A 25,096-nucleotide genomic window follows, 5' to 3' on the forward strand; every position below is an offset into this window, starting at 1 on the left:
ACCTAAAGTAATGAACTATAAGGGGAATTTAAATCATCGTTTTTCATTTTGTTTTTATTGTTGGCTATGGAAAGGTCAAAAAGGTCAGCTTTCGAATAGCTGGCAGACTCTAATAACACCTAACAAAAGGAAGACGTCAAATGGCGACAATCTCACGTACAACAACCTTGACTCTCTCCACCATCGCAGTGCTCGTCAGTGCGGGAGTTGCACAGGCGAGAGTCTATCCTGACCAAATTGTGCTTGATACCTTAGGCGATGACCAATGCCGGGCCAACTATCGGCCCTTAACGGCAGACGAGGCGAGTACCCACCGCCACTTTTTGAACGATCGCATGGGGAAATGGCAAATCGCTGGGCTCGAAGGCGATTGGGCGATCATGGGTAGCGGCTATAACGGTGAAATCAAACACTACGGTCAAACGAAAGATACATGGTGTTATCCCATCAATGATAAGGGCGATATTCCGGATTACGCCGCTCAAAGCGTACCAGAAGGGACTGAGCTCGATGTCCAATATTCACTGGTCAATAATCGCAGTGAATTTGTCAAACCGCTGAGCTATCTCGCGCATTACCTGGGTTACGCATGGGTAGGTGGTAATCACAGTGATTACGTCGGTGAAGATATGAACGTTTGGCGTTCCGGTGATCAATGGTTGATTCGGGGCAATAATGATGGCGGGTGTGATGGCTACCGCTGTGGTGATAAAACCACCATCAAAGTGGATAACTTTGCTTATACCTTAAATGACAGTGATTTCTGGCATGGTGATGTGGTTGAGTCCGATAAACAGTTAGTCAAAACGATTTCTGCTGTCGCCCGCAACAACCTCGACGAGCCTCAACAAGTGGTCGTTGATCTCAAAGTCGATGAGGCCACTAATTGGTCGAAAACCAACACCTATGGTTTTGCGCAAAAAGTACAAACAGAAAACGAATTTAAATGGCCATTGGTTGGCGATACCAAGCTCACTATTTCATTTGAGGCGAATCAAAGCTTTGCCAATAGCAATGGTGGCTCGAGCAGTGAGCAGGTGACGTTACAAGCACGTCCATTTGTTCCGGCGAACTCCGAGATACCTATTCGCGTCGAGCTTTATCGGTCGAGCATTTCTTATCCGTATCGCTTTGGCGCCGATATTAGTTATGACGTGACTTTTGACGGCTTCTTGCGCTGGAGCGGTAACGCATGGCACTCGCACCCTGAAAATCGTCCTACAGTACACCACACCTTTACGATGGGACGTAGTAGTGAGCCGTCTGCAGATATCGCATATCAATGGCATCACCGCTACATTCCTGGCGAAGTGAAATGGTGGGACTGGAGCTGGGCGGTTGAAAAGTATGGCCTAGAAAGCATGCAGTGGGCAACAGGAAAAAGCTTACGTCCGTTCTATTCCTACGTGTCGGGTGATTTTTATGCGGAATCCCAGTATGCAGGGACTATAGAGCTTGGCCAAGCGAAGCCGATTGGCAAAGCGGCTTCCGCTCGCGTCAAGCGATCTATTTCGCCAATGACCACGACGGGCGAAGCGAATGGGGTAGAATTGATTTCTAACTTTGACTCCGATGAACTTGCGAGCCTCGGTTTCGACAATGCCGAATTGACCATCAAACCTGTGAAGTAAGCAGGAAGACCAAGCTGTCAGTAAAGAGGTCGCTCCCAAAGGTGCGGCCTTAATTGATTAGCCAGATTCATTTTTCTATCTATTGCCATTAAGTGCCTTTAGGAAACGTGCAGGGGTGCCGCCGTAAAGACTGTCAGGTGGCACGTCGTGTTTAACCACCGCATTGGCGGCGATGACGCTGCGCGCCCCGATAGTGACCCCTTGACAGATCACCACATTACCGCCAATCCACACATCGTCTTCTACCACAATGGGTTGGCACCATGTCTCCCATGCGCGGCGGCTTTGATAGTCGAGGGAGTGGGTAGGGGTGTAGAACTGCGTATTGGGGCCAATCAGCACATGGTTGCCAATCGTGATCGGTGCACCATCCAGCATAGTGACATTCATGTTGATTAAGGTGTTGCTGCCAACCTCAATGGTCTCGCCAAACTCACAATGGAACGGAGGTTGAATGACCGAACCTTCGCCGATGGTACGTAATAACGTGGTAAGCAGTTGCTTTCTTGTCGTCGTATCTAGGCTTTGATTGAATGCTAATAAGGTTCGTGTGGCATGGTCTCGCCTGATATCAATGGATCCATCGCTGTCATCAAACACAAGTCCTTGGCACATCTTTTCCCATTCGGTCATTATTTATCTCCTTATCAACCCCAAAACGACGGATGTTGCAGTTCTAGGTGACGTAAAAAAGCGCCACCTGGGGTAGCGCTTGATAATATTATCGTTACTTAGTTACTTAGTTACTTAGTTACTTAGTTGCTATTGAAAGTAAACACGAACATCGGTTTGGCTCCGGCTGCCGTCGCCAGCGAGTAGCAAGTACAAATGTTGCTGGTTGCGTAAGTCGATCTCAATGTATTGATTGCTGCCGGGTCTTTCAGAGGCTGCCTGATTTTGCGCTTGCGTTGGCCAATACTCTTCAGCCGCAAACACGTTCAAATCACCTGTATCACCGTCTGCCATGACCCACACTTGCGCTTTGGTTGCGCCTTCAGGCACGTCGGCATACAGGTAACGGCGTTGATAGACGCTGATGCTATTGGGACTTGCGACCTTAAGCTGAGCCGGGCGCAAGTCATCGGTGCCAGCCGGTGTTTCAGGCTGTGGCTCTGGCGTTGGCTCGGGATCGACTTGGCCTTCCGCATTTACCGCGACAGTGACATCGGTAAAGTCTCCGCGTCCGGTGACACTCAAGGTATACCGCCCTGGCTCGACATCGTTCAGGGTCACGGTTTCATTACTGGTTTGGTTCCACTCGGTGGTGTCAAAGTCATAATAGTGCGCCTGGCGGTCTTTGGCGACGTAGAGATCAGCATTGCCTTGGCCCGCGATGCTAAAGGTAAGCGCAGTGGCGGCACGGTTCAGGTCGATCTGATAGAGATATTCACTGTATGCCTGCCCGCTAATGGTGACGGTTTGTCCCAGGGATAGGGTTGTAACGTCTGGGTGCTCAGGCTCAGGCTCAGGCTCAGGCTCGGGGTCAGGATCTGGATCTGGACGAGGAGGCTCGCCGCCATCTGAACTATCCAGCGTCGTCAGCCATTGCGAAAATGCGGGGCCATATTGTTCACCATACTCTTTGGCTAAGCTTGCCCATTGTTCAAATTGTCCAGTTCGTCCGGCTGCGAGCAACGCATCTACCGCTTCTGGGTGCTTTTCAAACAAGAAGCGTACGGCCAAATACCCCCAACGATACACACGATTAACATCATGTTGGTAGGTGGTAGCAAACACGTCACTGAGTGAATAACCGCCTTCTTTGCCCAAGTGAATTGCTTCGGCATAGTCATCGCCATGAGCCATGTATTCAGCAAAGCCTTCCAGCCACCACACGGTATGACCATGACGCAGCACGTCGTTGAAGTCGCCGTACATGTTAAAACGGCCATCAAGATAATGAACGTACTCGTGTTCGAGGTTCCAAATGGAGAGCGATTTCCCCTCGTCATTGCGGTAGGCAATAAAGCGAGCTTGGTTGTCAGGGCTTGCTGGGTCGCCCTCTAAGTACTGGCCGCCGTTATCGGTCGAGTTACCAAACAAGAACGATGAATAGGTTTTGTAGTCCGACGGGTTATCAAATACCACCACTTCAACACTGTCGTTTAGATCATCAGCCACCGCTTGATAACCGGAGCGAACGGTTTGATGAAATGCGTTTTCTTTTTGATGCAGGCTTTCACAGGCTTGTTGCGACTGCGCTTGTGTCATGCTTTGTGAGCGGATCACGGCAGGACCATCACATTGAAAACGATAGGGAACGATTTTGGTGGCTAACGTCGATTTGGCATTGGTGAGGCCTAATTCTTGGATTTTATCAGGGGCAAACGCGTCGACCATTTCAACCAGTCCGACCCAAACGGCATCGTTGGCGCCACCTAGAGGAAAACGAGGCAGAAGATCACGGTAGTGGGTTAGAACCCGTGCACGGATACTTGGCTGAGGTGCCATGAGTAATCGGCCCATCTCGCGGACTGTATTCGACACCAATAAAGCACCGTTTTCAGTTTGTGATAACTGAGGGTTATCAATGACAAACTGGTAGAGACGATCGATCAAAGACAAGTCAGCTGCAAGCACATCGTAGAAGGCTTGACGCGATTGGTGACCTGCCATGGCGACAAATAGATTGTTCAGCGCGTTGACATAGCCACGCTCTTGTAAGCGCGCTTGATTCAGGTTTTCCAGCAGTCGCAGTTGTAGGTTAAAGGTTTGTGGTAATTGCTTAATGCTATCGGCCATCAACGTCAGGCCATGTAATGCATCGGTTTGCGCACGGCCATCTTCGGTTGCAAAAGGGGATTGTAGAAACTGGACGATGGTATGCGCCAATGCTTCGTCAAGCTTATCAGAATAATCAGCTTGGTCTGTGTCACCATAAAAGCGGACGTAATAAGCTGCGCGAATATATTCAGTGAGGTTGGCGATTTGGCGTGCTTGCGTTGCTTGACCTTGATATTGCGTGACGGTTTGCTCTAGTCGCTGAGCGACTTTGCGGACAAAGGCTTCTTGGTAAACGGAATCATAACGGCTTGATTGGGTATCGTACCAGCTTGTAAAGCAGCTGCGATCCGCATTCGCAATCACTTGGATAGGGCTAGCACTGGCTGCTAAATCGGCGACCTCGCATGACTCGCTAGCCCATGCACTGGTGCTACTTAGCGCGGCAAGCGCGATAAGTGCCGAAAGAGGCTTGGGACGGGAAGGAAATTCATAAGACATTTCAAGCTCCTAGTTTAATTTGGGCGGAGCTTTTATAACGATTTTCTCGATATTTTTGGCGAATTAAGCCCAAATATTAGGGCTTAGTTCCACTTTGTTTGTCTTATCAGCTACTTATTCATCATTACGTTTCTTTTTCACGCAGGTGCAACTTGGCAATACGTTTGGTCACGGTATAGACGCGCTTGAGCGATTCGGTCCACTCCATTTCAATACTAAACAGTTGAAGACGATTGGGGTTATGCTCGACCAAACGCTCTGCTTGATGAGCCAGTACTTTATCCAATAGCGCGTTAAGGGTACGTTTGGTGTTTAGTACCCGCTTAGCCCGTTGCGTATCCCCACGTCGAATCGCATTCACGCTATCAAGTAACGCATGCGTCACCTTATCCTGGATTTCATCAAGCGTTGATTGCATTTCAGGGCTGATGCTAATCTCCGCATGAAGTGATTTATCCATGATGGGAACTAAGGTGTCTTCAATCAGATCCGCAATGCTTTCGAGTTGGTCGGTCACACTGATCAGCATGATTTGACGATCACTTTGTACCTGTGAAAGTGGCTCTTTACGCAGTCGTCCTAAGTAAAACAAAATATGCCCATGTAGAATATCTACTTGTTGTTCTAGAGTCTCTATTTTCCCCAGCGCCTCCACGGCTGCGCTTTGCTCTTGCTGCGTGGCCAGTTTTGAGGTTAGAGGCGGTAGGGCATTCATCATGTTGCAAACTCTACGCCCAACGCGACCTATCTCAAGCTGTGCCTGGTCCATGGCAATGTCTGGCGTCATCAATAGTTCTTTCGACAAATATTTCGGTGCGACAATCGGCCGTTCGCTGATCGTTGGTTTAGGCGTTTTCGGTATGATTTTTTTTGCCAGCCAAACAAATCCTCCCACGAATGGCAGCATAATAAGCGTATTCACGACGTTAAATAACGTATTCGCATTCGCGATTTGACGCGGGAGCTCAGCTCCTAATCGTTCAACGCCGGTTAAATCAGGGTGAATCGGCGAAAGCGCGACACTCCAATCACTGAGCGTACTGATCATTGGCAACCAAATGAATACGCCAATAATGTTAAAGAGAATATGAACACTGGCGGTTTGCTTGGCTTCGCGAGATTTGCCGATGGCGGCCAATAATGCGGTGACGCAGGTCCCGACGTTAGCCCCCATGGCAAGTGCGATCCCACTTTCCAACGAAATAAAGCCTTGTCCCGCTAATACGATCACAATCCCGGTGGTGGCCGACGAGGATTGTACTAATGCAGTAAACAAGGCTGCAAGTAAGATAGCGAGGAAGGGGTTTCGCATTTGGGCCATGGCATCAATAAATGGCTGATAGCCGCGCAGGGGTGACATCGCCTCACTCATCATATTCATGCCCGTAAAAATAAGACCCAAGCCAAACAGCATCTTGCCGTATTGCTTGGTTTTATCGGCCTTGGCGGTAAATTGAATAAAAAAGCCAATAGCGACCATCAGATACGCGGCTTGGGTGATTTTAAAGGCCACAATCTGGGCCGTTACCGTGGTGCCAATATTGGCACCCATGATCACGCCTGTTGCTTGTGTCAGTGACATCAAACCTGCAGAAATAAAGCCAATTAATAGCACTGTGGTGACAGAGGAAGACTGGATGGTTGCGGTCACACCGGCTCCTGTGAATACACCAGCCACCCGGTTAGTCGTTAGTCGCGCTAACAAGGATTTGAGTCGACTCCCTGCGGCATTTTTAAGCGCATTGGACATCTTATCCATGCCGTATAAAAACAGAGCAAGACCTCCGAGCAGCCCCATGAGCATGGTCGGGTAATGAATCGACGATGTGTTGACCTCAGCGGCCCAGACAGCGGTAGGGATGAGGAGAAGGAGCAGCGCGAGGTGATGCCAGCGTCCGATAGTGGGAAATACCTTTTTTTGCATCCAATCTATCCATAACTTAATTGTTACCAATAATCATTAACATAGATGTAATAAATCAGTAATGCGAGAGATAGGTACCATTATCGGCGAGAATCGCGCGGGGATCACAATACGTCATCGCTTCACTGGCAAGGGATGGGGCGCATGATCAGTAACAGACAAATGAAGCGGCTGGCATGATGCCAGCCGCCATGGAAACTAGCCTTGGCAACGACCTTGGTAGCGCCAAACCCATTGGTTGGACATAGGATCAATGCCCCAATTGTTTTGTGAGGCTTGGAAAAAGTGTCCTTGATACTGAACCTGTACGCCGGCCGAGTAATAATTGTATTGACTCCAGCTAGGCATATTGGCGCAGCGATTTTTTTCTACACCGCGGTCATCAACCCGGGCTAAGACATTCGTGGTGTAGTTACCATTACTGGTTACCGTGACATAAATGTCTTGGCCTTGAACTTGGCTAAAGCCACAATACTCATCGTTGCCCGAATTGGTTGAACGACAGTCATGATCATTCGCGCTTGCCGGGCGACCGACAGCGGCATATAAATCGACATCGCCTTGGCCGCGATAGGTTTGTAGCCAAACCGTACCGCGTGGTGCGGATTGAACCACAAACTGCTGTGTGCTTCCCGCTGTACCTTGAATTTGCACGGGCTGCTCTAAGGTGAGCGGTTTTAGCTGCGGCTCGGGTTGTGGTTCAGGCTCAGGCGTCGGTGTGCCACCGCCACCTTGGCAGTTTTGCATCTCGATACCGACTTCTGCAAAGGCCTGACTCACTGCCCCCGCAGGGTAGTTAAGGTCTTTAGCTGCTTCGCAAACCCCATTCGCGCCTTGTTGGAAGCTCGCGTTAGGACGCCAGTAAAGTTGGTTAGCAGTTGCAAATGCGCGGAAGGCCTTTTTGATATTCCACTGTTCGCTGGTGGCCAAATGATAAAAGGCTTTGTTATAAATCCCCGAGCTTAAGTGGACATCAATGCCTTGATAGTAACGATCAACGTGACCAATAGAGCGACCGTCTTTACTGGGGTTAATGAAATAACGCATAGCTTCGCTATGCTTCATCACATCTTCACCCATTTTCCAGTTAAAGTCGCCGAATACATACTGGCCTAGCGCTGCGGCAGCGATATCTGAAAAGGCTTCATTCATGCCACCAGACATTCCGCGATACTCTAAGCCAGAGTTTTGCTCGGTAAAACCATGACTGACTTCGTGTGCAATCACATCCCAAGTGGTAAGCGGGTACATGCTGCGATTTCCGTCACCAAATGTCATCTGGCGACCATCCCAAAACGCATTACCGTAGCCTTGACCATAGTGAACACGCATTGTGAGCTGCTGGCGAATAGGGCGAACACCTAACCAATCTTGATACATGTTGAAAACTTGCTGACCAAAGTACTGCGCATCATTCATCGGGGCATAGGCGCCGTTGACTTGGCGATAGGTATTTTGAGGGCAATTAAATTGATGAACTTGTCCGCCCCATTCACGGTTGTTCATATTAATGGTTTTCACGTCGGGGCTGTCCATTTGGCAGCGACTATTCACCTGGAATCCACCGAGCTGCGTGTTCGGACCAAAGTTAAACCGACCACTTTTTTGGTTCCCTCCTGGGCCACTCGCTTCTAGGTGAGCGATGCCTTCCCAGCTATCTAAAACAGTGCCGGATTTCGCATCGATAATTTTAATCGGGCGTGACGGATGGCCATTATCGCTGGCTAAATAGTCGACTTTATACACCAGGCGCGCAGTTTGCTGCTCATCAAGCCAAATCAACAACTGTGTGTTCGCATCTGGTTGCTTAAATTGCCGCGCATTTGGGGTCGATTCGCCCTGTGCAATGGCAATAGCCTGTTGCTGATTCAACATCGGCAGCGTGCTGCCAATATCAGACTCAATACCGGTGACGACCTCGCCTTTTACCTCCGGCGCAAAATTGCGCGCCGATGTGTTCTCAACCACCGAGTAACCATAAACAGGAATACCGTAATGAAGTTGTTGTTTGCGAACCAGAGATTGGTCACCAATGTTAAGGCGAGATTGCTCTTGGTAACTTAATGGAGAGCCATTCACCATGGCACTGCGAGATTGCTCAGGTGCGAGTGCTTCGCTCAAATCAATACTGGTCGCATCGACAATATTGGCGGCATAAGCGGGCAACGCAAGTGGAATAAATAAGGCAAGTAACGTTTTACGCATAATATCCTCGTTAGATAGGAAAGATCCTGGTTACTATCCACAGCCATTGCTAGAGTAAAATGTGATTGGAGTCATAGTGTCGATCCGGTTCAAAATCTGTCTAGAAAAATGGTACCTGGCTTCCATTTTTCTGTTGTTTTTGCAGCGACGCTGGATAACGTAATGAAAACAAAGGAGTGATGCTGTGTATCGCCGAGGATGGCTGGCTTTGATGTTGATAGGATGTTTATGGACCGTTCCGGCCGAGGCGAGTGATCAGGCGTGGCAATCGCCTGCTTATATCCTTGACGCTTTTTACCGAATAGCAATGAAAAGCGAATATATTGAAGGGGAGCAGGGCATCCGAAAGTGGCAAGCGCCGATTCGGTATCATATTGCCCATCCAATTAATAACAGTGAGCTCCATGATAATTTAGTGGCGTACCATCTTAGTCATTTGCAATCAATCACTGGGGTAGCCTTTACCCCAACCGAAAGGCCTGAACGCGCCAATCTATCGATCGTATTTACTAATCATGCCCGTTTTTTAGACGATGCACGCAAACAGTTTGCGACGGACGATGTCTCGCCATTAGAGAACGCGATATGTGCTGCCAACATTAAAGTGGATAGACACGGGGTAATTCAGTATGCGGCGGTGCTGATCCCCGTCGATCTCGCCCGATCAAAAGGTAAGCTGGTGGCGTGCGTGGTGGAAGAGTTGACGCAAGTCATGGGGTTACCCAATGACGATAACCGAGTCTATCCGTCTATTTTTAACGATCAGAGCTCGCAGCAGTTACTGACTGGACTCGATAGCCTACTGTTGCAGCTGTTATATCTCGATGCCGTAAAACCAGGGCAAAACTGGGAAACCACCCAGGCAATTATTCGGCCCGTGATCACGAAATGGGCGCAAGATGGCACCATTAATAACGCCCATCGAGCAGTAAAAACCGGAAAACTCTATCCGCTACTCGGATGGTAGCCTGGCTGAAGATGCCAACGTGTTGATGATTGGTCTGCCCGATAACAAAAATTGTTGAAAGTGATTTAGACATTTCGCCAACTTAGACGACACTTAAAGGGTGGACTGATAATGTCATAACGATTTGGGGAGGCGACATGGAGTCGATCACAGTCAAAGATTATATGAACAAACGACCGGTTACATTCTCGCAGGACATGCCGTTGTCTAGTGCGCTCGAAAAGTTACTTCGTAGCCAGCAAACGGGAGGACCAGTCATTGATGCAAATAAGCGTTTGGTGGGCTTTATATCCGAGCAAGATATGTTGCAGCAGTTATTACGAGACAGCTACCACTGTCAAGACTCACACACCGTCTCAGATTGCATGACGCCCAACGCGTTAGCGGTAGAATCAGAAGACAGTATCATTAAACTGGCCGAAATGATGGCACCGACCAAACCTAAACTGTATCCGGTCGTCGATGAAGGTAAATTAGTTGGGATCATCACGCGTCGTGACATACTGCGCGCCATTGGGATGCAGATGGGCGAATGTTTAACCCACCCTGTGTGACCACAGTACGATACGCACGCACCCTACTGAGCCGTCAGTAGGGTGGTTGAATTGAGCATCTCCTCTCGTTTCCCGTCTATTTTTTAATCAGCACACTCTGCTGTTATCCTGCCTTTTAATATTGATATTTCAATAACTAAAGCGATGATCGTGATAGATCGTGCGATTTTTGGTGCCAGTTTTAAGGTTTTCTGCTATTGTGCTGCCCATTGGCAAGCTGGTGGCCTGCCGTGCGGATACAGAGGTTAGCCCCTGTCATGCAGTGAATACGATAAGCAGGATGCGGGAATATCGTGGGTGTGGAGGCCAGCATTGACTTTACGACAATATCAAATGAGGTAGAAACAAAGGTTAAATTGGACGATCAGGGAGGACGAGGTGAGAGAAACAAAGAGGTTATATGTATCAACTCAATTCAATTGGTGCACTAGAATCATTCTTGATTGCTATTGGTGTACTTTTTCTAGGCCATTTCGTTAATTCAAAAATTCCCGCATTACGCAAGTTTAATATTCCCGAACCTATTGTTGGGGGATTGATCATTGCTTGTGTGATTTCAGTTTTACATTATAACGGTATCAACTTTAAATTTGATCTACCGTTAAAAAACACCTTTATGCTAATGTTTTTTGCCACCGTTGGGTTGGCAGCCAATTATAAACAGTTAGTCAAAGGTGGGCTAAAAGTTTTCTGGTTTTTAGCGATCGCGTCTGTCTATATTATCATTCAAAATGCGATTGGCGTCAGTTTTGCCTCGCTCCTAGGCCTTGATCCGTTAATGGGCTTAGTCGCCGGTTCAATTACGCTATCAGGTGGCCATGGTACTGGCGCAGCCTGGGCACAGATATTAACGGATGAATATGGGATTCAAAGCACGCTTGAGATCGCAATGGCCTCAGCCACACTTGGCCTCGTTATTGGCGGGATTATTGGTAGCCCTGTTGCTCAGCGTTTGATTAATAAACACCAACTCGAATCTGAGTATGGACGTGGGACAACAACGCACGAAAAATATCCTGAATTAGTCACATATAATGAAAATGAAGAAGATAAAGTCACTGCTAAAAAAGTGATTGAAGTCTTGTTTATTTTGTTATTGTGTATTACAGGTGCAAGTCATTTATCTGAATGGGTTAGTCAGTTCAACATTCAGTGGCTTATGATCCCTGACTTTGTTTATGCGTTATTCTTGGGTGTGATCATCACCAATACGTTAGAGCTGTTTAATTTACGCAAGCTTGAATCAGAAACGGTTGATATGGTGGGGACGGTCTCTCTGTCTCTATTCTTGGCGATGGCTTTAATGACGCTGAAGTTATGGAATATTCTCGACTTAGCCGTGCCCTTTCTGATTATTCTGGCGATTCAATCGGTAGTGATTGGGTTGTTTAGCTATTATGTCACCTTTAAGCTAATGGGAAGCGATTATACCAGTGCGGTCATTGCTGGTGGGCACTGTGGTTTTGGCTTGGGGGCGACACCGACGGCAGTCATGAACATGGGCTCGATCGTTAACCGCTTTGGGCCAGCGCCTCAAGCCTTTATGGTCGTTCCTATTGTCGGTGCGTTCTTTATCGACATCGTGAATCTCATTATTCTGCAAGGATATATTTTTGTGATTCAGTAACCCATTGCGGGTACGTCGCGGTAATTAAAATTAACGCCCAGCCATTCAACGGCTGGGTGTTTTTATAGTGATACATCCGTCCTTGACTCTGGAGTGGGCTCCAACCCTTATACTGTCCGTAAATGATAAACACAACGACCAACAAAGGAGTCGATTATGTGTAAACACTGCGGACACCACCATTGTCACCAACCCCATCACCAAACCGTTTCTCAGTCCACAGAGGCGGTGACAAACACATGCCAAGAAACAAGTTGCTGTTCGAGTCATCAAGATGGCGAGGGCAATGCAGGTGACGACGATCCTGACAGGCATCGCTTTTCCTCTTCTGTGACCCATGAATGGGCGGTGACGGGAATGGACTGCCCAAGCTGTGCTGCCAAACTAGAGAAGGCGATTCACGCCACACCGGGTGTTGAAAGTGCGACAGTACTGTTTGCGACTGAAAAGTTACGGGTGTCTCTCTCCCATAATGCACCCGCTGATACGCTTGCGGCGATTCAGTACGCGGCCAAAAAAGTGGGCTTTCCACTGCTGGCATTAAATCAACCCGCTATAGAGCCTTCTGGCTGGCAAAAGTGGCGCGATGATGCACTACTGTTTGGATTGATTGGCAGCATGCTCATCGCCTGGGGCCTGCATTATTGGTCTCCCTCACTGTCAGACTGGTTATTTACCGGCGCCACCGTGGTCGGATTAACGCCTATCTTACTCAAAGCGGGCAGGCTGGCACGTCAGGGATCCCCGTTTTCCATTGAAACACTGATGAGTATTGCCGCACTCGGTGCCCTCTACCTAGGAGAAACGACGGAAGCGGCCATGGTGTTGGTACTGTTTCTCATTGGCGAGCGGCTGGAAGGCTATGCCTCGACGCGTGCCCGTGACGGTATTCAATCATTAATGGCGTTAGTGCCAGAAACCGTGACGCGAGTGGGCAAAAACGGTGAACGTGAAGCCGTTGCGGCGAGCACATTAACGCCCGGTGATGTGATTGAGATTAGCGCCGGTGAGCGTTTGCCGGCGGATGGCAAGTTGATGGAAATGGCGGCGAGTTTTGATCAAAGCGCCCTGACGGGAGAGTCGATTCCGGTCGATATTGAAGCGGGCGACACCGTGATGGCAGGCAGTTTAGCCACCGATAAAACGGTGACACTGACGGTGACTTCTGCCCAAGGTGAAAACGCCATTGACCGAATCCTGCATTTGATTGAGCAAGCCGAGTCAAAAAAAGCACCGATTGAACGCTTTATCGATAGATTCAGTCGTTGGTATACCCCGACGATGATTGGCGTAGCCGTGTTAGTGGTTGTCGTTCCACCCCTCTTTTTTGCTGCCAGTTGGCAAGAGTGGTTATACCGTGGCCTAGCACTATTATTGATTGCATGCCCCTGTGCGCTGGTGATTTCCACACCAGCGGCTATCACCTCGGGCTTGGCCACGGCAGCACGTCGAGGCGCGTTAATTAAAGGGGGAGCGGCGCTAGAAAGCTTGGCAGGTATCAACGCGGTATCCTTTGATAAAACGGGCACACTGACAGAAGGTAAGCCCATGGTCACGGATGTTTGCGTGTGGCAAGGCGATGAAACCACGCTGTTGCAACTGGCGACAGCGATCGAACGCGGTAGTCATCATCCATTGGCTAAATCACTCGTGCTCTACAGCACGGAACGCGGTCTTTCTATCCCCGATGCGACAGGGCTTCAAGCCAATGCAGGCCGAGGCGTAGAAGGGACAGTCGACGGCCAGCTTGTTCGGATGGTTGCGCTCGACAAACTCTCGGACGCCACGCTCGAGCATGCGCAGTATCAACAGGCCAGTCAGATCGCGGCACGCGGAGTCACCGTTGCGGTAGTGATGGTCGATGAGCGCCCTTATGGCATGATTGGCTGGCGCGATAAATTGCGCGAGGATGCACGTGAGGCGATTGAGCAGATCCGCGCGATGGGGATCCATCCTGTGATGCTGACAGGGGATAACCCGACAGCCGCTGCTGAAATTGCCGACGAGTTAGGGATTGATTATCGTGCTGGACTATTACCTGAAGACAAGGTTGCGGCGGTTGAAGCGTTTGCGAGTCAGTATCGGATCGCCATGATTGGCGATGGCATTAATGACGCTCCTGCAATGAAAGCCGCTCAGTTGGGGGTCGCGATGGGCAGTGGGACGGATGTTGCGCTTGAAACTGCCGAGGCAGCATTGAGCCATAATCGTTTAATTGAGCTGCCTCGCGTTCTTCAGCTCGCGCGCGCGACGCAAGCCAATGTGCGGCAAAACATCACGATTGCGCTAGGACTAAAAGGGGTGTTTTTGGTCACCAGTGTGTTAGGGATCACCGGTTTATGGGTGGCTGTACTGGCAGACAGTGGGGCGACAGCGTTGGTGACACTGAATGCATTACGCCTGTTGCGTGATTAGGACCAAAAATGAGGACACCCTCTGTCTGCTTTTACCTTTATAAAGTGATTTCGATCTCTAAATCCTGAAAGTTGTAAGAGATGATCGTGCAATATGTCGATTATGGTCACATAAAAAGGAGCAGATTTGGGTATCCTAAACACATAATCAATAACGAGTTCAGGCCTACCTCGGTAGGCCTTACATTATTTTAAATGCTGATGATAGCATCCAGCGAGGAGACTGATTATGTCTGATACCCCTGTATTCCACCTTGGCGTCACAAAAGCCGATCTACAAGGCGCAACCACTGCCATCATTCCTGGTGATCCTGCTCGCGTTGAAAAAATCGCGAACTTGATGGAAAACCCAACGTTTCTCGCCTCACAGCGTGAATATACCTTGTACCTCGGTTGGCTAGATGGCAAATCCGTGGTGGTTTGCTCAACCGGCATTGGTGGACCGTCAACGTCTATTGCGGTAGAAGAATTGGCGCAATTGGGCGTGAATACCTTCTTGCGTGTTGGTACTACAGGCGCTATCCAGCCTGACATTAACGTCGGTGATATGATCGTGACCACCGGCTCTGTACGTCTTGACGGTGCCAGTACTCACTTTGCACCGATGGAATTCCCAGCGGTGCCTGATTTTGATGTTGCGACCGCGATGAAAGCCGCCGTTGATGAAGAGGGTGCTACCGTACATACAGGGGTGACCGCATCAAGTGATACCTTCTACCCTGGCCAAGAGCGTTATGACACCTTTAGCGGGCGCGTTGTGCGTCGTTTCCAAGGCTCAATGCAAGAATGGCAAGAGATGGGTGTGTTGAACTTTGAGATGGAATCGGCCACTTTGCTGACCATGTGTGCCAGCTCAGGCTTACGTGCTGGTTGTGTCGCGGGTGTGATTATCAACCGTACGCAAAAAGAAATCCCAGATCACGCGACCTTAAAAGAAACGGAAACACGTTCCATCAAAGTGGTGGTGGAAGCGGCCCGTAAGCTACTATAAGCTAGCGCGATATCGTTATCCTTGAACGCGGTGCCCTGATGAGCACCGCGTTTTTTATTGCCGACAAGGTTGTCGAACGTGTCGTATCGCCTTGCGTAAGCGATTAACTTGTTCTTACTTCGATAGTACCGCCAGCCGCAATAAACCAATCGTAAAGATGGGTGCGTAAGTTGGCCAGCTGGTCAGGGCCGATCAAAGCTAAACCCAGATCTGTACCCCGTGTAATATCGTGATGACGTAATGGTCTAAAGCTGACCAGCATCGCACGTGCTTGCAAGCCACCCAGTAAATCGCGCAAAGACTCTAATTTATACAGGGTGTCATCACCGTCGCTAGACATGCCTTTTGTCTTGCACTCAATGATATGAAGCTTATTGTTAACCACCATGGCGACATCCAACTCATTGCGGACTTCTCGCTCGCCAATTTGGCGATAAACCTGCATAGAAAGCGCACTGTCTTGGATGGTCGGTAATTCTTTTTGGATAGAAGTGACCGTGTGGTGCACGTAGCTTTCCAGCCATTCTCCGTTGGCAAAACGTCGGGCTTCCTCACAGCTAAAAGTGAGCACACCATTTTCGTAGCGCGCTAATCCCGCATCCGATAAATCGTCGAGCAGCATCCCAAGTTCGCGATAGCCTTGCTGTTTTTCACTCAATGCAACATCCAGGCACTGTTCTTTTCGGCAAGTGGTCGCTAAGTAATTTAAAGTGGCTAAGCCTGGACCTAATTCATACGCATTGCTCGCCCATTTTTCTCCTAACCGATAAATATCATTGGTGAGACAGCCGGTTTCCTCTTCATCGTGATCTGCGCAACGGGCACCAAAAATCGTCATGTACTCGGTCAAACTAATATGATCTTCGACCTGTTGCTGTGGAAGACCGTCGGGGTAGAGCCAGCATAATTCGTCGCTGTAGGGCTCTATCACATAACAGGGCCAGTGGTAAGTTCTAAACACTTCGTAAGCAGACAATAATTGGTGGCGTAGGCCACAGCTCGCATTAAAAAGAATGTCTTCAGAAGATTGGGTGAGCTGTTCGGCAAGACGCTTTACTTGGCTTTTGACTTCTCGGATATTGATATCATCCGAGATTTCAAAAAACTCCGTTTCAATGCCTTTCGGGGCTAACACACGAGTCAGTCGCTCAAACTCGAGATCTTGTTCAAGCGTACCAATCAATACCAACTTACTGACAGGCAATTGTTGATGTAAAACAGGGGTAACGAGTCGGACTGGATCCGAATCAATGATTCCTACATGAATAGCCATAAATGCTCCAGGCGGGCTATGCGGCGACAACAAGCCGCTAAATGATAAGTATAGTTGCCAGACTCAACAGATGACATGGATCTAATATCCGTCTTCAACGTCAGGCTTTCAACCGTAGATCGCGTAAATAAGTGTAATTTGACAGAGTGCTGACCTTGAGGCGTCAGTGTCAGTGTTTTAACCGCAAGCCCAGCCAACGACGGCTCGATAGCTGGGCACGTGCGTGTGAGGAGACGCTAAGTCCGGCTTTGTTTGAGTGCTTGCTGACGCAATGTCGCAGTGAGCATATTTAACTCAGGGATCATACGCTGAATTAATGTTAACTGTTGCAGCACCATGCTTAACGGTGTGTTATCGACCCTATCATGAGCGGCGACGTTAGGCTCTGGGGTGTCGTGATACACAACGTCTGGGTGAGTGTCTGCCAGGTCGCCGGAGAGGGTTTTATCACCGGTTGATGCCACTTGAGTGGGTTGCTCGGTCGGCAGCTCGCGCCGGAGTCGTTCGGTTAACGTATTGAGTGATTGATGAATATCACGATGCAGTTGCGCCATTTTCTGATGATTAACCTCATCGTCCATGCGACGGCGGTGAGCCCCAAGCGCAGAAATATAGCTCAACATCGCATTGTTTAAACACAAAAACCGGAACGTCTCTTCAATGTTGGTGCGATAGCGTCCTGGCTCGACCAACATATTACTGATGGCGGTGGTGAGCTCGGCATCGGCATTGTGTGCATGGCGACGTGCGATTCGGTAGGCGAGATTATCGCGTTTACCGACACGATATTGTGCGATCACATGGGCAAGGTAATCACGATTGGCTTGTAACGCCTCGGTCATGATCCCACGCAACCGGTGCGCTTGCCAATCGGGGAGCACGTAACGAACGGCGGCGACAGCAATCAGGCAGCCGATCACGGTATCTCCCAGCCGTGGCAAGATAACCGCAAAGCCCTGACCAAATTGGCTAAAGCACATGAGTACCAGCAGGGTGATAAACAGGGTCGCGAGCGTATACTGCACGGTACGAAAAGCGAAAAAGAGTACCCCCGTGATCACCATTAACGCTAACTGGCTGCTCGGATCGGGGAACAAATACAAAGCGGGCACACCTAATAGCAACCCACCTACGGTCCCTAGGATCCGTTCTTTGAGTTTGTTTCGCGTCGCCGAGTAGTTCGTCTGACAAACGAATTGAATCGTCATTAAGATCCAAAACCCATGTTCAAGCGATAGCCCTTGAATCACCCCGTAGCCGGCGAGTAGTGACAAAGAGAGGCGCACCGCATGGCGAAAACGTAGCGATTTGAGTGTCATCTGACGACGGATCCGATACACCATTTCGCCCAGAGAGCGCGCATCGGGGTCGGCCAGTTCACTTTCTTGTGTGCCATCATTGGCCGCTAAATTACTAAGGCTCGCCAACTGCTCCTCAACGGTCTCTAGGTTTTTATAGAGAAAATCGAGCTGATGAAGTAAGGCCATGCGCGAGGCATCTTGGGTTTGTTGAGCCAATAAATATTGCATCGATTGCTGGATGGCCAGTAACGCTTGCTGACCCGCTTTTGGGTGCTGGTAGCGCGCCCCGATCGATAACGCTTGTGCAACATCGCGACAGGCGCTGGCCTGGGCATTGAGCAAGGCCTCAAAGCGAAACAAGATATCAGAATGGAAAAACTGCGCGGCAAGATCTTGATAACGATAGTGCGAAGAGCTGACACGTTCATGGATATCTTGGGCAATAAAATAGGTTTGCAGCAACGCTTGATGCCGTTTAGTCAATCGCCCCCGTCGTGCACGGGCCAGCAAAGATGCCTTGGCTTGGTTGAGTGCGGCGACGACTTGGGCATTTCGGTTAGCCGCGGCGATGCGGGTCGGCTGGGGGACCAATTCTGTCACAGGGTGAAATAGGTTCGATTTGGTTTCCATATAGGTCGCGGTTTGGCGAAATACCGCCGCGAGCCGATGCTGTACCGGACGATGAGGCCAGATGACAATCCATATCAGCGACAAAAGGCCATACCAGACTGCCCCTGACAGCAGCATCATGGGCTGCAACCACATATCACTGCCTTGCTCCATGCCTAGCATGGTATAGACCGCCAACAGTAACGACGCAAACGCAATGGTGCCGTAGCGTTCACCAATGGCCCCTAACATGATAAAACCAAAACTCGACACGGTGAGGCCGATAGCAAATAACCATGGCGTGTCATATAAGAGCTCGACGGAAAACGCCGCCACAGTAAAACAGACCAAGGTGACGCCAAGTGCGCGTACTCGGCCCCAAAAATGATCGTCCACTTCTGCCAGTGCCGAGGCGATGACGCCAAGGACGAGCGGGGTGACAATATCGGTACGTCCAGCGTAACTGGCATACAAGGCAACGCCCATCAGCGCAATCAGCACACGAAGGCTGTCATTAATCCGGTGATTGGCCCAATACTCACGCAACGTGAGTGGCACGGTGGGAAAACGTGGCAGAGAAAAAGACATAAATAAACGTTATCGGCCAACAATGCTGGCAAGATACCAGAAACGGCCCGAGAAACTAACCCTGAATGCGTCTTTAAGCACCGCTTTTATCGTTTGGTTGCGGTAGGTCAATTCCTTAAGAGAATCGACGCTGAGAACAGGCTTTGTGGGCGATTGAATTGATTTATAGGATGGTGAGCAGTAGCATGCCAAGCATCTTTTAAAGGCCGCGCCTATCCCTCATTGGCTGACTAACGTATTGATATGAAACTCTCTGCAAATCGCTGGGCACAATGGCTTGTTTATGGCGATCATTATAGTTTACAGCTAGAAAATGATGGCTTACTGCTCGAATCTCGCCACCATCGTCAATATATTCCCTTTTCTGCCTGGGATGGACAGCTCACCATTTCGCGTGGGCTACTCTGGGGAACCATCTCGTTGACTGGCTTCACAGAGCAAGGAGATGCTTATCCATTTGATGTATTTGGCCTGCCTTGGCGACGTGCTAAACAGGCCGGTAAAGCCATTCACGCGCGTTATCAAGCCTATATCGCACGCTATCAAAAACAGTTAGCGCTCATTCGACCGAGCTTGCTGGCTGACTATGAGGCGCTGGTGAACGCGCCAGGATACGTGCGCATGGCGCAATTACGCACTGCCCAGCAAACGTTATTGGATACGCTAGAAAGCGAGGGGATCCCAGCTGCTTTCCTTTCCCAGTTAGATGAAGGTGTCGCCACCATGTTGACGCCGGTGTTGCAAGGCGATACCCATTGGCTGAAAACCCGTAACCAGCAATGGCAAGCGGCGATGCTCAACCAGTGGCAAACCTGGTTTGATCAGATTGAATCGTCACCACTGAATCCGGCGCAGCGTGAGGCTGTGCTTACCGATGAATCTCATACCTTGGTGGTGGCGGGGCCCGGTAGCGGCAAAACCAGCGTACTGGTGGCACGGGCTGCCTACTTAATTGAAAGTGGGCAAGCCAAGCCTGAGCAGCTTTTATTGCTTGCCTTTGGCCGTGATGCCGCGACTGAGCTTAAAACTCGGATCAAGACCAAAACCGGCCATGAGGTGAATGTCACCACTTTTCATGGCTTTGCCCGCCAGCAACTTGCTGAGCACCAAGGGCAGGCGCCTATCATTTCCTCGCTGGCCAGTGATGAGACCGCCAAAGCCGCCTGGCTGACTCAAGCACTCGCCGAGCAGTGGCAGCAGCCCAACACACATAAAGCATGGGAAAAACTGCATCAGCAGCACGCACTGCCGATTGATGATCAGGCCGAGCTCACCGCGTGTGCCCATGAAAGTCGGTTGCACTGCTGGGTTTGGTCACGTCTCTCTCGGGTGATCCAAGCCAATACCACCAAGCGTGCGCTGACCGATAAACTGGCAAGCTTTGAGGAGCAGATCGGGTTAAAAAACGAACTGGCGGTGATTTGGCCGTTGTATCAAGCTTATAAACAAGCACTAAAAGCGGAGAACGCCGTTGATTTTGATGGACTGATCGCAAAAGCGACCAAGTTGTTCCAACAGCGAAAATTCGCCACGCCCATCCAGTTTGTGATGGTCGATGAATACCAAGACATTTCGCCGGCACGATTGGCGATGCTCGAGGCCTTGTGTCACGGCAAAACGGACAGTGAAATCTTAACGCCACGCGCCTCGTTATATGCCGTCGGGGATGATTGGCAAGCCATTTATCGTTTTGCCGGTGCCGATGTCAGTTTAACCACGGATTTTGCTCAGCGCTTTGGAGATAGTGAAATTTGCTGGCTGACCACCTGTTATCGCTATCCAGCAGCGTTGGGGGATATTGCGCAGCAGTTTATTTGCCAAAACCCCAAACAGCTCACTAAGCAATTAGATTACGCGCGCGACAAAGCATCGGCGAAAACGCCCAAAGCGATTAAAGTAATCACTGACGATAAGTTAGAAAAGACACTGGCAAGCCTTGCCAAAAAGCACGCCAAAACGACGCAACCCGTGACTGTGATGCTGATTGGTCGCACCCACTCTCGATGCCCTAACGATCTAGAAACTTGGCAGAAAACGTATCCCTCACTGGCCCTTCGCTATACCACCGCGCACGCCAGCAAGGGGCAAGAAGCCCACTATGTGTTTATTCTCGGCATGGATGAGGGAGTGTTTCCGGCCAAGCAACGCTCGCTGTCACTCGATGAGGCCTTATTAGGGAAAAATGAAGAGCCAATTGAACACGCGGAAGAACGGCGATTATGTTATGTCGCCCTGACGCGCGCACAAAAACAAGTGTGGCTAGTACATCAAAAAGGCCATGCCTCACCGTTTGTGGAGGAACTGAAAGGAAACCTTTGAGGCGGTCTCCCACACTGTTAGCCATAGACGGCGTTAGTTATCGACAGACAGTGTGGGAAAAAAGATCACAAACGCTCGTCTAAGTACGCTTGATAATCAGGAATTTGGATATCGACATCCTGCCCGAATAGCGGCGACGTGATCATAAAGCGGGCGGTTGAGCGGTTGGTGGCAATCGGAATATTCCATACGGAACCGACGCGCAGCAGCGCTTTAACATCTGGATCGTGTGGGACCGCATTGAGGGGATCCCAGAAGAAAATCATCACATCGATTTTTTGTTCAGAAATCATCGCCCCGAGTTGCTGATCCCCGCCCATTGGGCCGCTCATCAAAGGTGTTATTTTTAGCCCCGTTTCTCTTGCAAGGATGTGGCCCGTGGTGCCGGTGGCATAAAGCGCGTGCTGGCTCAGTATTTCTTTATTTTCTTTTACCCAGTCGCTCAAGGCATCTTTATAGTGATCATGCGCTACTAACGCGACGTGTTTGCGTGCAAGCATGGTGCGAGACGTTTGTTTCATAATCGATTCCATCTAAAACAAGGCGATTAACGCCAAACTGCGAATGAACAGTGTATTGAAGCCTACGCCAATCTTGCATCGAATTATAGCGTACACCTGACAAACGCCGAACATAGGCTGTTAGAGTTATCACATTATCAATAAAAACTCTCCAAGCACATGAAATGAAGTCTGTTTTTACAGCCAGTTGTTAATCAAGCACGCAAAAGTGGCGCGACAGTCCATCGAAGTGACAACAAAAAGGCTACAGTTAACTAACTAGGCAAGGGAAGCGCCTCGTTATACAGGAGAGTTTATGAGCAAGGAGTACGCGTATGTGGGTGACACTGGATTTTGAAGCATCCGGTTTGTCGTTAATGTCTTATCCGATTGAGGTAGGATACGTATTGCCAAATGGCGATAGTCAAAGTTTTTTAATTGATCCCTCCACCGCCAGTGGCCATTGGCATCACTGGGACCACGAAGCTGAATCCCGTATTCATGGTATCTCGCAAAAGACATTAGCCACAGAAGGCACCAGTGTATTGGCAGTATGTCAGCACCTTAACCAAACGCTCGCACCGTTTGAGCATGTATTGTGCGACAGCCAGTGGGACCTATTTTGGATGGGGCGGCTTTATAAAGCCTGCTATATGCGTCCTTCATTTACGTTAATGGAGGTAAACCAGTGGCTAAAAAAGCACAGTGATCTCGACCGACGTGATTTTAGTCGCGAAATGAAAGCATTGGGACCCGCCCCCCATCGTGCCGTCGAAGATGCATTACAAATTCGTCGTGCCCTTGAGAGCCTGTTAAAATAGTCGGCTTTTCAGCGCACGAGTAGGCTATCATGACAGCACCATCAACCCTGAGGTTTGCGCAATTTAACCTGTCTTTGGCAGGGCGCAAGGCTGGCGACATTAAATCGCAGATGCAGGCACCAACGCCGAGTCGGCAAATTAAAAACCTCGCGGCCACCTTACAGCGCGTGCGACCTGATGTGGTGGTGCTGTGTGAATTTGATCACCCAGGCGATGGTGGCGATGATGGTGCACTGGCCGCATTTTGTGAGCGCCACTTAGCTAAATCGCAAGACGGCGACCCCCCGATTGATTATCCGTATCGCTATTTGCCTGCCACCAACACGGGTTTAAAACTCACGGTGCCGGTCAGCGCGCATCCACGTTTAACGGATGCTCAGCAGTGTCATGGCTTTGGCGACTATCATGGTCAGTTTGGCTTTGTGATCATATCGCGTTACCCCATTGAAGACACCGCGATTTGCACTTGGCAACACTTTGCGTGGCATCAGCTGCCTCACCATCAAATTCCGTCTGACTACTACACCGAAGCGGCGAAAAAAAAGCTACGTTTAGCTTCGAAAAACCTGGTCTCTGTGCCGATCAGTATCGGAGAGCAGCAGATACGCTTGGTAGCGTGTCACCCCACGCCGCCGGTGTTTGATGGGCCTGAAAAGCGTAATTGGCGGCGCAACAGTGATGAAATTCACCAACTAATTGGCCTTTTGGATAACGCGGATTGGCTGGTGGACGACAAGGGCGTCCACGGCGGGCTTTCTTCCGAGATACCTTTTGTGGTGATTGGCGATTTAAATGCGGACCCGAGCTACGGCGATGGGGATAAACAAGCCATTGGTGCCTTGCTTAACCATCCGCGTGTGCACCCTGATGTCGCCACGGGTGCGCAGGTGCCAAAAAGTGAGGCGGCCCAGTCTCACGCGTTTCGCTTTATCGATGGCAAAGGGCGGGCAATCGCTACCCATAACGGCGGGCTGCGCCTCGATTATGTCTTGCCTTCGCGAGAGCTGGCGGTGTTAGTCTCCGGCGTATTTTGGCCTGCCCCTGATGATGCCGACTACCCACTGATTTGTGATAAAAACGGCCAAGAACACGCGCGTGCCCACTCAGATCACCGCCTTGTTTGGGTCGATGTGGCGCTCAATTAGCGAGGCTGCGAGTCCAGCGCTACGCCTTCACGTTGACACGCGACTTCAGCGAGCCGTTTAGCTTGTTCGTCCGGTTTTAAAAAACAGCAAGTTGAGCAATAGCTGTGATCATCGACAGTAAAGATCCGGCAACAGCCGCCGCGCAAACGGAAGCTATGGGTTTGCAGCACGGTTTGGGTGTCGTTCGGATCGTAGACGGTGACATCGTGAAAACCACTGCGCTTGCTATAAAGCGGGGTGCCGCGTTGATGGACGATCGACAGCGCGGCTTCACGCGCGGCCTGCTCACAATCGCGATGCTTCCCTACCATTAAGAAAGCAATACAGATTGAATCCGCGATCACTTTCCATAGTGGCCCCTCACGCATACCACTTTGCTCGGCAATCGCATCGACGATGGGCGAAAAGTGATGCAATAAAGCACCATGCAAAATCGCACGCCAGTCCTGGTGATCTTGCCGTCTCCATCCCTCAAGGGCGCTGAGATAAAAATGCGGCTTGTGATAAACAAGCTCTTGGCCATTGGGTTTAGTGACGCGGGTAGGTTCGTATTTCACCTTCCAATTATCCAAGTCCAGTGATGGTATCTGCCCGCCTTGTAGCCAGCTTGCCAGCACCGGCAGCAGAAACTCATACGCATAAGCCCCGATAAAAAGGGTACCTTGGGCACGGCTATCCGCATCGCCATAGGTGGCGTTCACTGCAGAAAAACAATGCGCCAGCCCTTGCGCGGTGGTGAGCTGCTTACGGAGCGAAACGCCTTTCATCGCATCAGGCACCATAGATAAGCCCAGGGCTGGCGGAAAAGAGGGCAGTGTCACTGTGGCGGGTAATGGTAATGCATCAACGGTAGGGTTAGCTGCGCTCATCAACACTCCTTTGAGTTGGCGCCTAAAAAGAAGAATTTACCACGTGATATAACCAATTGTAAGAGTGATTCGTATTTGGTTTAAGAGTGTAGCTTGGCGAGAAAAATGTAGCTTGGCGAGAAAAAATGTAGCCTGG

Annotated in this window: 17 protein-coding genes; 9 read left to right on the forward strand and 8 right to left on the reverse strand. The window is 49.9% G+C overall.

What is annotated here, in order from left to right; translation table 11 throughout:
* Positions 1 to 140 precede the first annotated feature (140 nt).
* Positions 141 to 1,631, forward strand: a complete 1,491-nt coding sequence (locus tag BZG80_RS10760; RefSeq protein ID WP_077679330.1) for an aerolysin family beta-barrel pore-forming toxin — start codon at positions 141 to 143, stop codon at positions 1,629 to 1,631.
* Between the two features lie 75 nt (positions 1,632 to 1,706).
* On the opposite strand, the gene BZG80_RS10765 is transcribed toward BZG80_RS10760, so the two are convergent.
* From BZG80_RS10765 to BZG80_RS10780, 4 genes are all read right to left on the reverse strand, one after another.
* Positions 1,707 to 2,264, reverse strand: coding sequence for a sugar O-acetyltransferase (locus BZG80_RS10765; protein ID WP_077461072.1), 558 nt, complete (start codon positions 2,262 to 2,264; stop codon positions 1,707 to 1,709).
* 129 nt (positions 2,265 to 2,393) lie between these two features.
* Positions 2,394 to 4,853: a M9 family metallopeptidase gene (locus tag BZG80_RS10770; RefSeq protein ID WP_077679331.1), complete on the reverse strand. Its 2,460-nt coding sequence runs from the start codon at positions 4,851 to 4,853 to the stop codon at positions 2,394 to 2,396.
* Between the two features lie 124 nt (positions 4,854 to 4,977).
* Positions 4,978 to 6,777: a Na/Pi cotransporter family protein gene (locus tag BZG80_RS10775; RefSeq protein ID WP_241833897.1), complete on the reverse strand. Its 1,800-nt coding sequence runs from the start codon at positions 6,775 to 6,777 to the stop codon at positions 4,978 to 4,980.
* A 198-nt stretch (positions 6,778 to 6,975) separates the two neighbouring features.
* Positions 6,976 to 8,982: a M4 family metallopeptidase gene (locus BZG80_RS10780; RefSeq protein WP_077679332.1), complete on the reverse strand. Its 2,007-nt coding sequence runs from the start codon at positions 8,980 to 8,982 to the stop codon at positions 6,976 to 6,978.
* A gap of 184 nt (positions 8,983 to 9,166) precedes the next feature.
* On the opposite strand from BZG80_RS10780, the gene BZG80_RS10785 reads away from it, so the two are divergent.
* The 5 genes from BZG80_RS10785 (at position 9,167) to udp (ending at position 15,535) form a co-directional block, all read left to right on the forward strand.
* Entirely contained in the window at positions 9,167 to 9,949 is a 783-nt protein-coding gene (locus BZG80_RS10785; protein ID WP_077679333.1) for a DUF2927 domain-containing protein, read from the forward strand.
* 137 nt (positions 9,950 to 10,086) lie between these two features.
* The gene (locus BZG80_RS10790) at positions 10,087 to 10,503 is read left to right on the forward strand and encodes a CBS domain-containing protein (protein ID WP_025744667.1); all 417 of its coding nucleotides are present in this window, start codon (positions 10,087 to 10,089) and stop codon (positions 10,501 to 10,503) included.
* A 400-nt stretch (positions 10,504 to 10,903) separates the two neighbouring features.
* A complete protein-coding gene (gene gltS / locus BZG80_RS10795; protein WP_077461076.1) occupies positions 10,904 to 12,130 on the forward strand; it encodes a sodium/glutamate symporter in 1,227 nt (408 codons plus the stop codon).
* 156 nt (positions 12,131 to 12,286) lie between these two features.
* The gene (locus BZG80_RS10800) at positions 12,287 to 14,545 is read left to right on the forward strand and encodes a zinc/cadmium/mercury/lead-transporting ATPase (RefSeq protein WP_077679334.1); all 2,259 of its coding nucleotides are present in this window, start codon (positions 12,287 to 12,289) and stop codon (positions 14,543 to 14,545) included.
* A gap of 228 nt (positions 14,546 to 14,773) precedes the next feature.
* Positions 14,774 to 15,535 (forward strand): uridine phosphorylase, encoded by a 762-nt coding sequence (udp, locus tag BZG80_RS10805; RefSeq protein ID WP_077679335.1) that lies wholly within the window; start codon positions 14,774 to 14,776, stop codon positions 15,533 to 15,535.
* 103 nt (positions 15,536 to 15,638) lie between these two features.
* On the opposite strand, the gene BZG80_RS10810 is transcribed toward udp, so the two are convergent.
* On the reverse strand, positions 15,639 to 16,808 hold the full coding sequence (locus tag BZG80_RS10810) for a Card1-like endonuclease domain-containing protein (RefSeq protein ID WP_077647315.1): 1,170 nt from the start codon (positions 16,806 to 16,808) through the stop codon (positions 15,639 to 15,641).
* Between the two features lie 236 nt (positions 16,809 to 17,044).
* Positions 17,045 to 19,306, reverse strand: a complete 2,262-nt coding sequence (yccS, locus tag BZG80_RS10815; RefSeq protein ID WP_077679336.1) for a YccS family putative transporter — start codon at positions 19,304 to 19,306, stop codon at positions 17,045 to 17,047.
* Positions 19,307 to 19,549: 243 nt separating this feature from the next.
* Here yccS and helD point away from each other — a divergent pair, with 243 nt between their 5' ends.
* Positions 19,550 to 21,625: a DNA helicase IV gene (gene helD, locus BZG80_RS10820; RefSeq protein ID WP_077679337.1), complete on the forward strand. Its 2,076-nt coding sequence runs from the start codon at positions 19,550 to 19,552 to the stop codon at positions 21,623 to 21,625.
* 65 nt (positions 21,626 to 21,690) lie between these two features.
* On the opposite strand, the gene BZG80_RS10825 is transcribed toward helD, so the two are convergent.
* Positions 21,691 to 22,146: a methylglyoxal synthase gene (locus BZG80_RS10825; RefSeq protein ID WP_025744664.1), complete on the reverse strand. Its 456-nt coding sequence runs from the start codon at positions 22,144 to 22,146 to the stop codon at positions 21,691 to 21,693.
* Positions 22,147 to 22,460: 314 nt separating this feature from the next.
* Here BZG80_RS10825 and BZG80_RS10830 point away from each other — a divergent pair, with 314 nt between their 5' ends.
* Both BZG80_RS10830 and BZG80_RS10835 read left to right on the forward strand, forming a co-directional pair.
* On the forward strand, positions 22,461 to 22,946 hold the full coding sequence (locus tag BZG80_RS10830) for a hypothetical protein (protein WP_025744663.1): 486 nt from the start codon (positions 22,461 to 22,463) through the stop codon (positions 22,944 to 22,946).
* A 29-nt stretch (positions 22,947 to 22,975) separates the two neighbouring features.
* A complete protein-coding gene (locus BZG80_RS10835; protein ID WP_108744119.1) occupies positions 22,976 to 24,091 on the forward strand; it encodes an endonuclease/exonuclease/phosphatase family protein in 1,116 nt (371 codons plus the stop codon).
* On the opposite strand, the gene BZG80_RS10840 is transcribed toward BZG80_RS10835, so the two are convergent.
* Entirely contained in the window at positions 24,088 to 24,960 is an 873-nt protein-coding gene (locus tag BZG80_RS10840; RefSeq protein WP_077679338.1) for a (2Fe-2S)-binding protein, read from the reverse strand. The genes BZG80_RS10835 and BZG80_RS10840 overlap by 4 nt on opposite strands.
* Positions 24,961 to 25,096: the final 136 nt, after the last annotated feature.

It is taken from the genome of Salinivibrio sp. MA440 (assembly GCF_001996265.1).
Lineage (GTDB): Bacteria > Pseudomonadota > Gammaproteobacteria > Enterobacterales > Vibrionaceae > Salinivibrio > Salinivibrio costicola.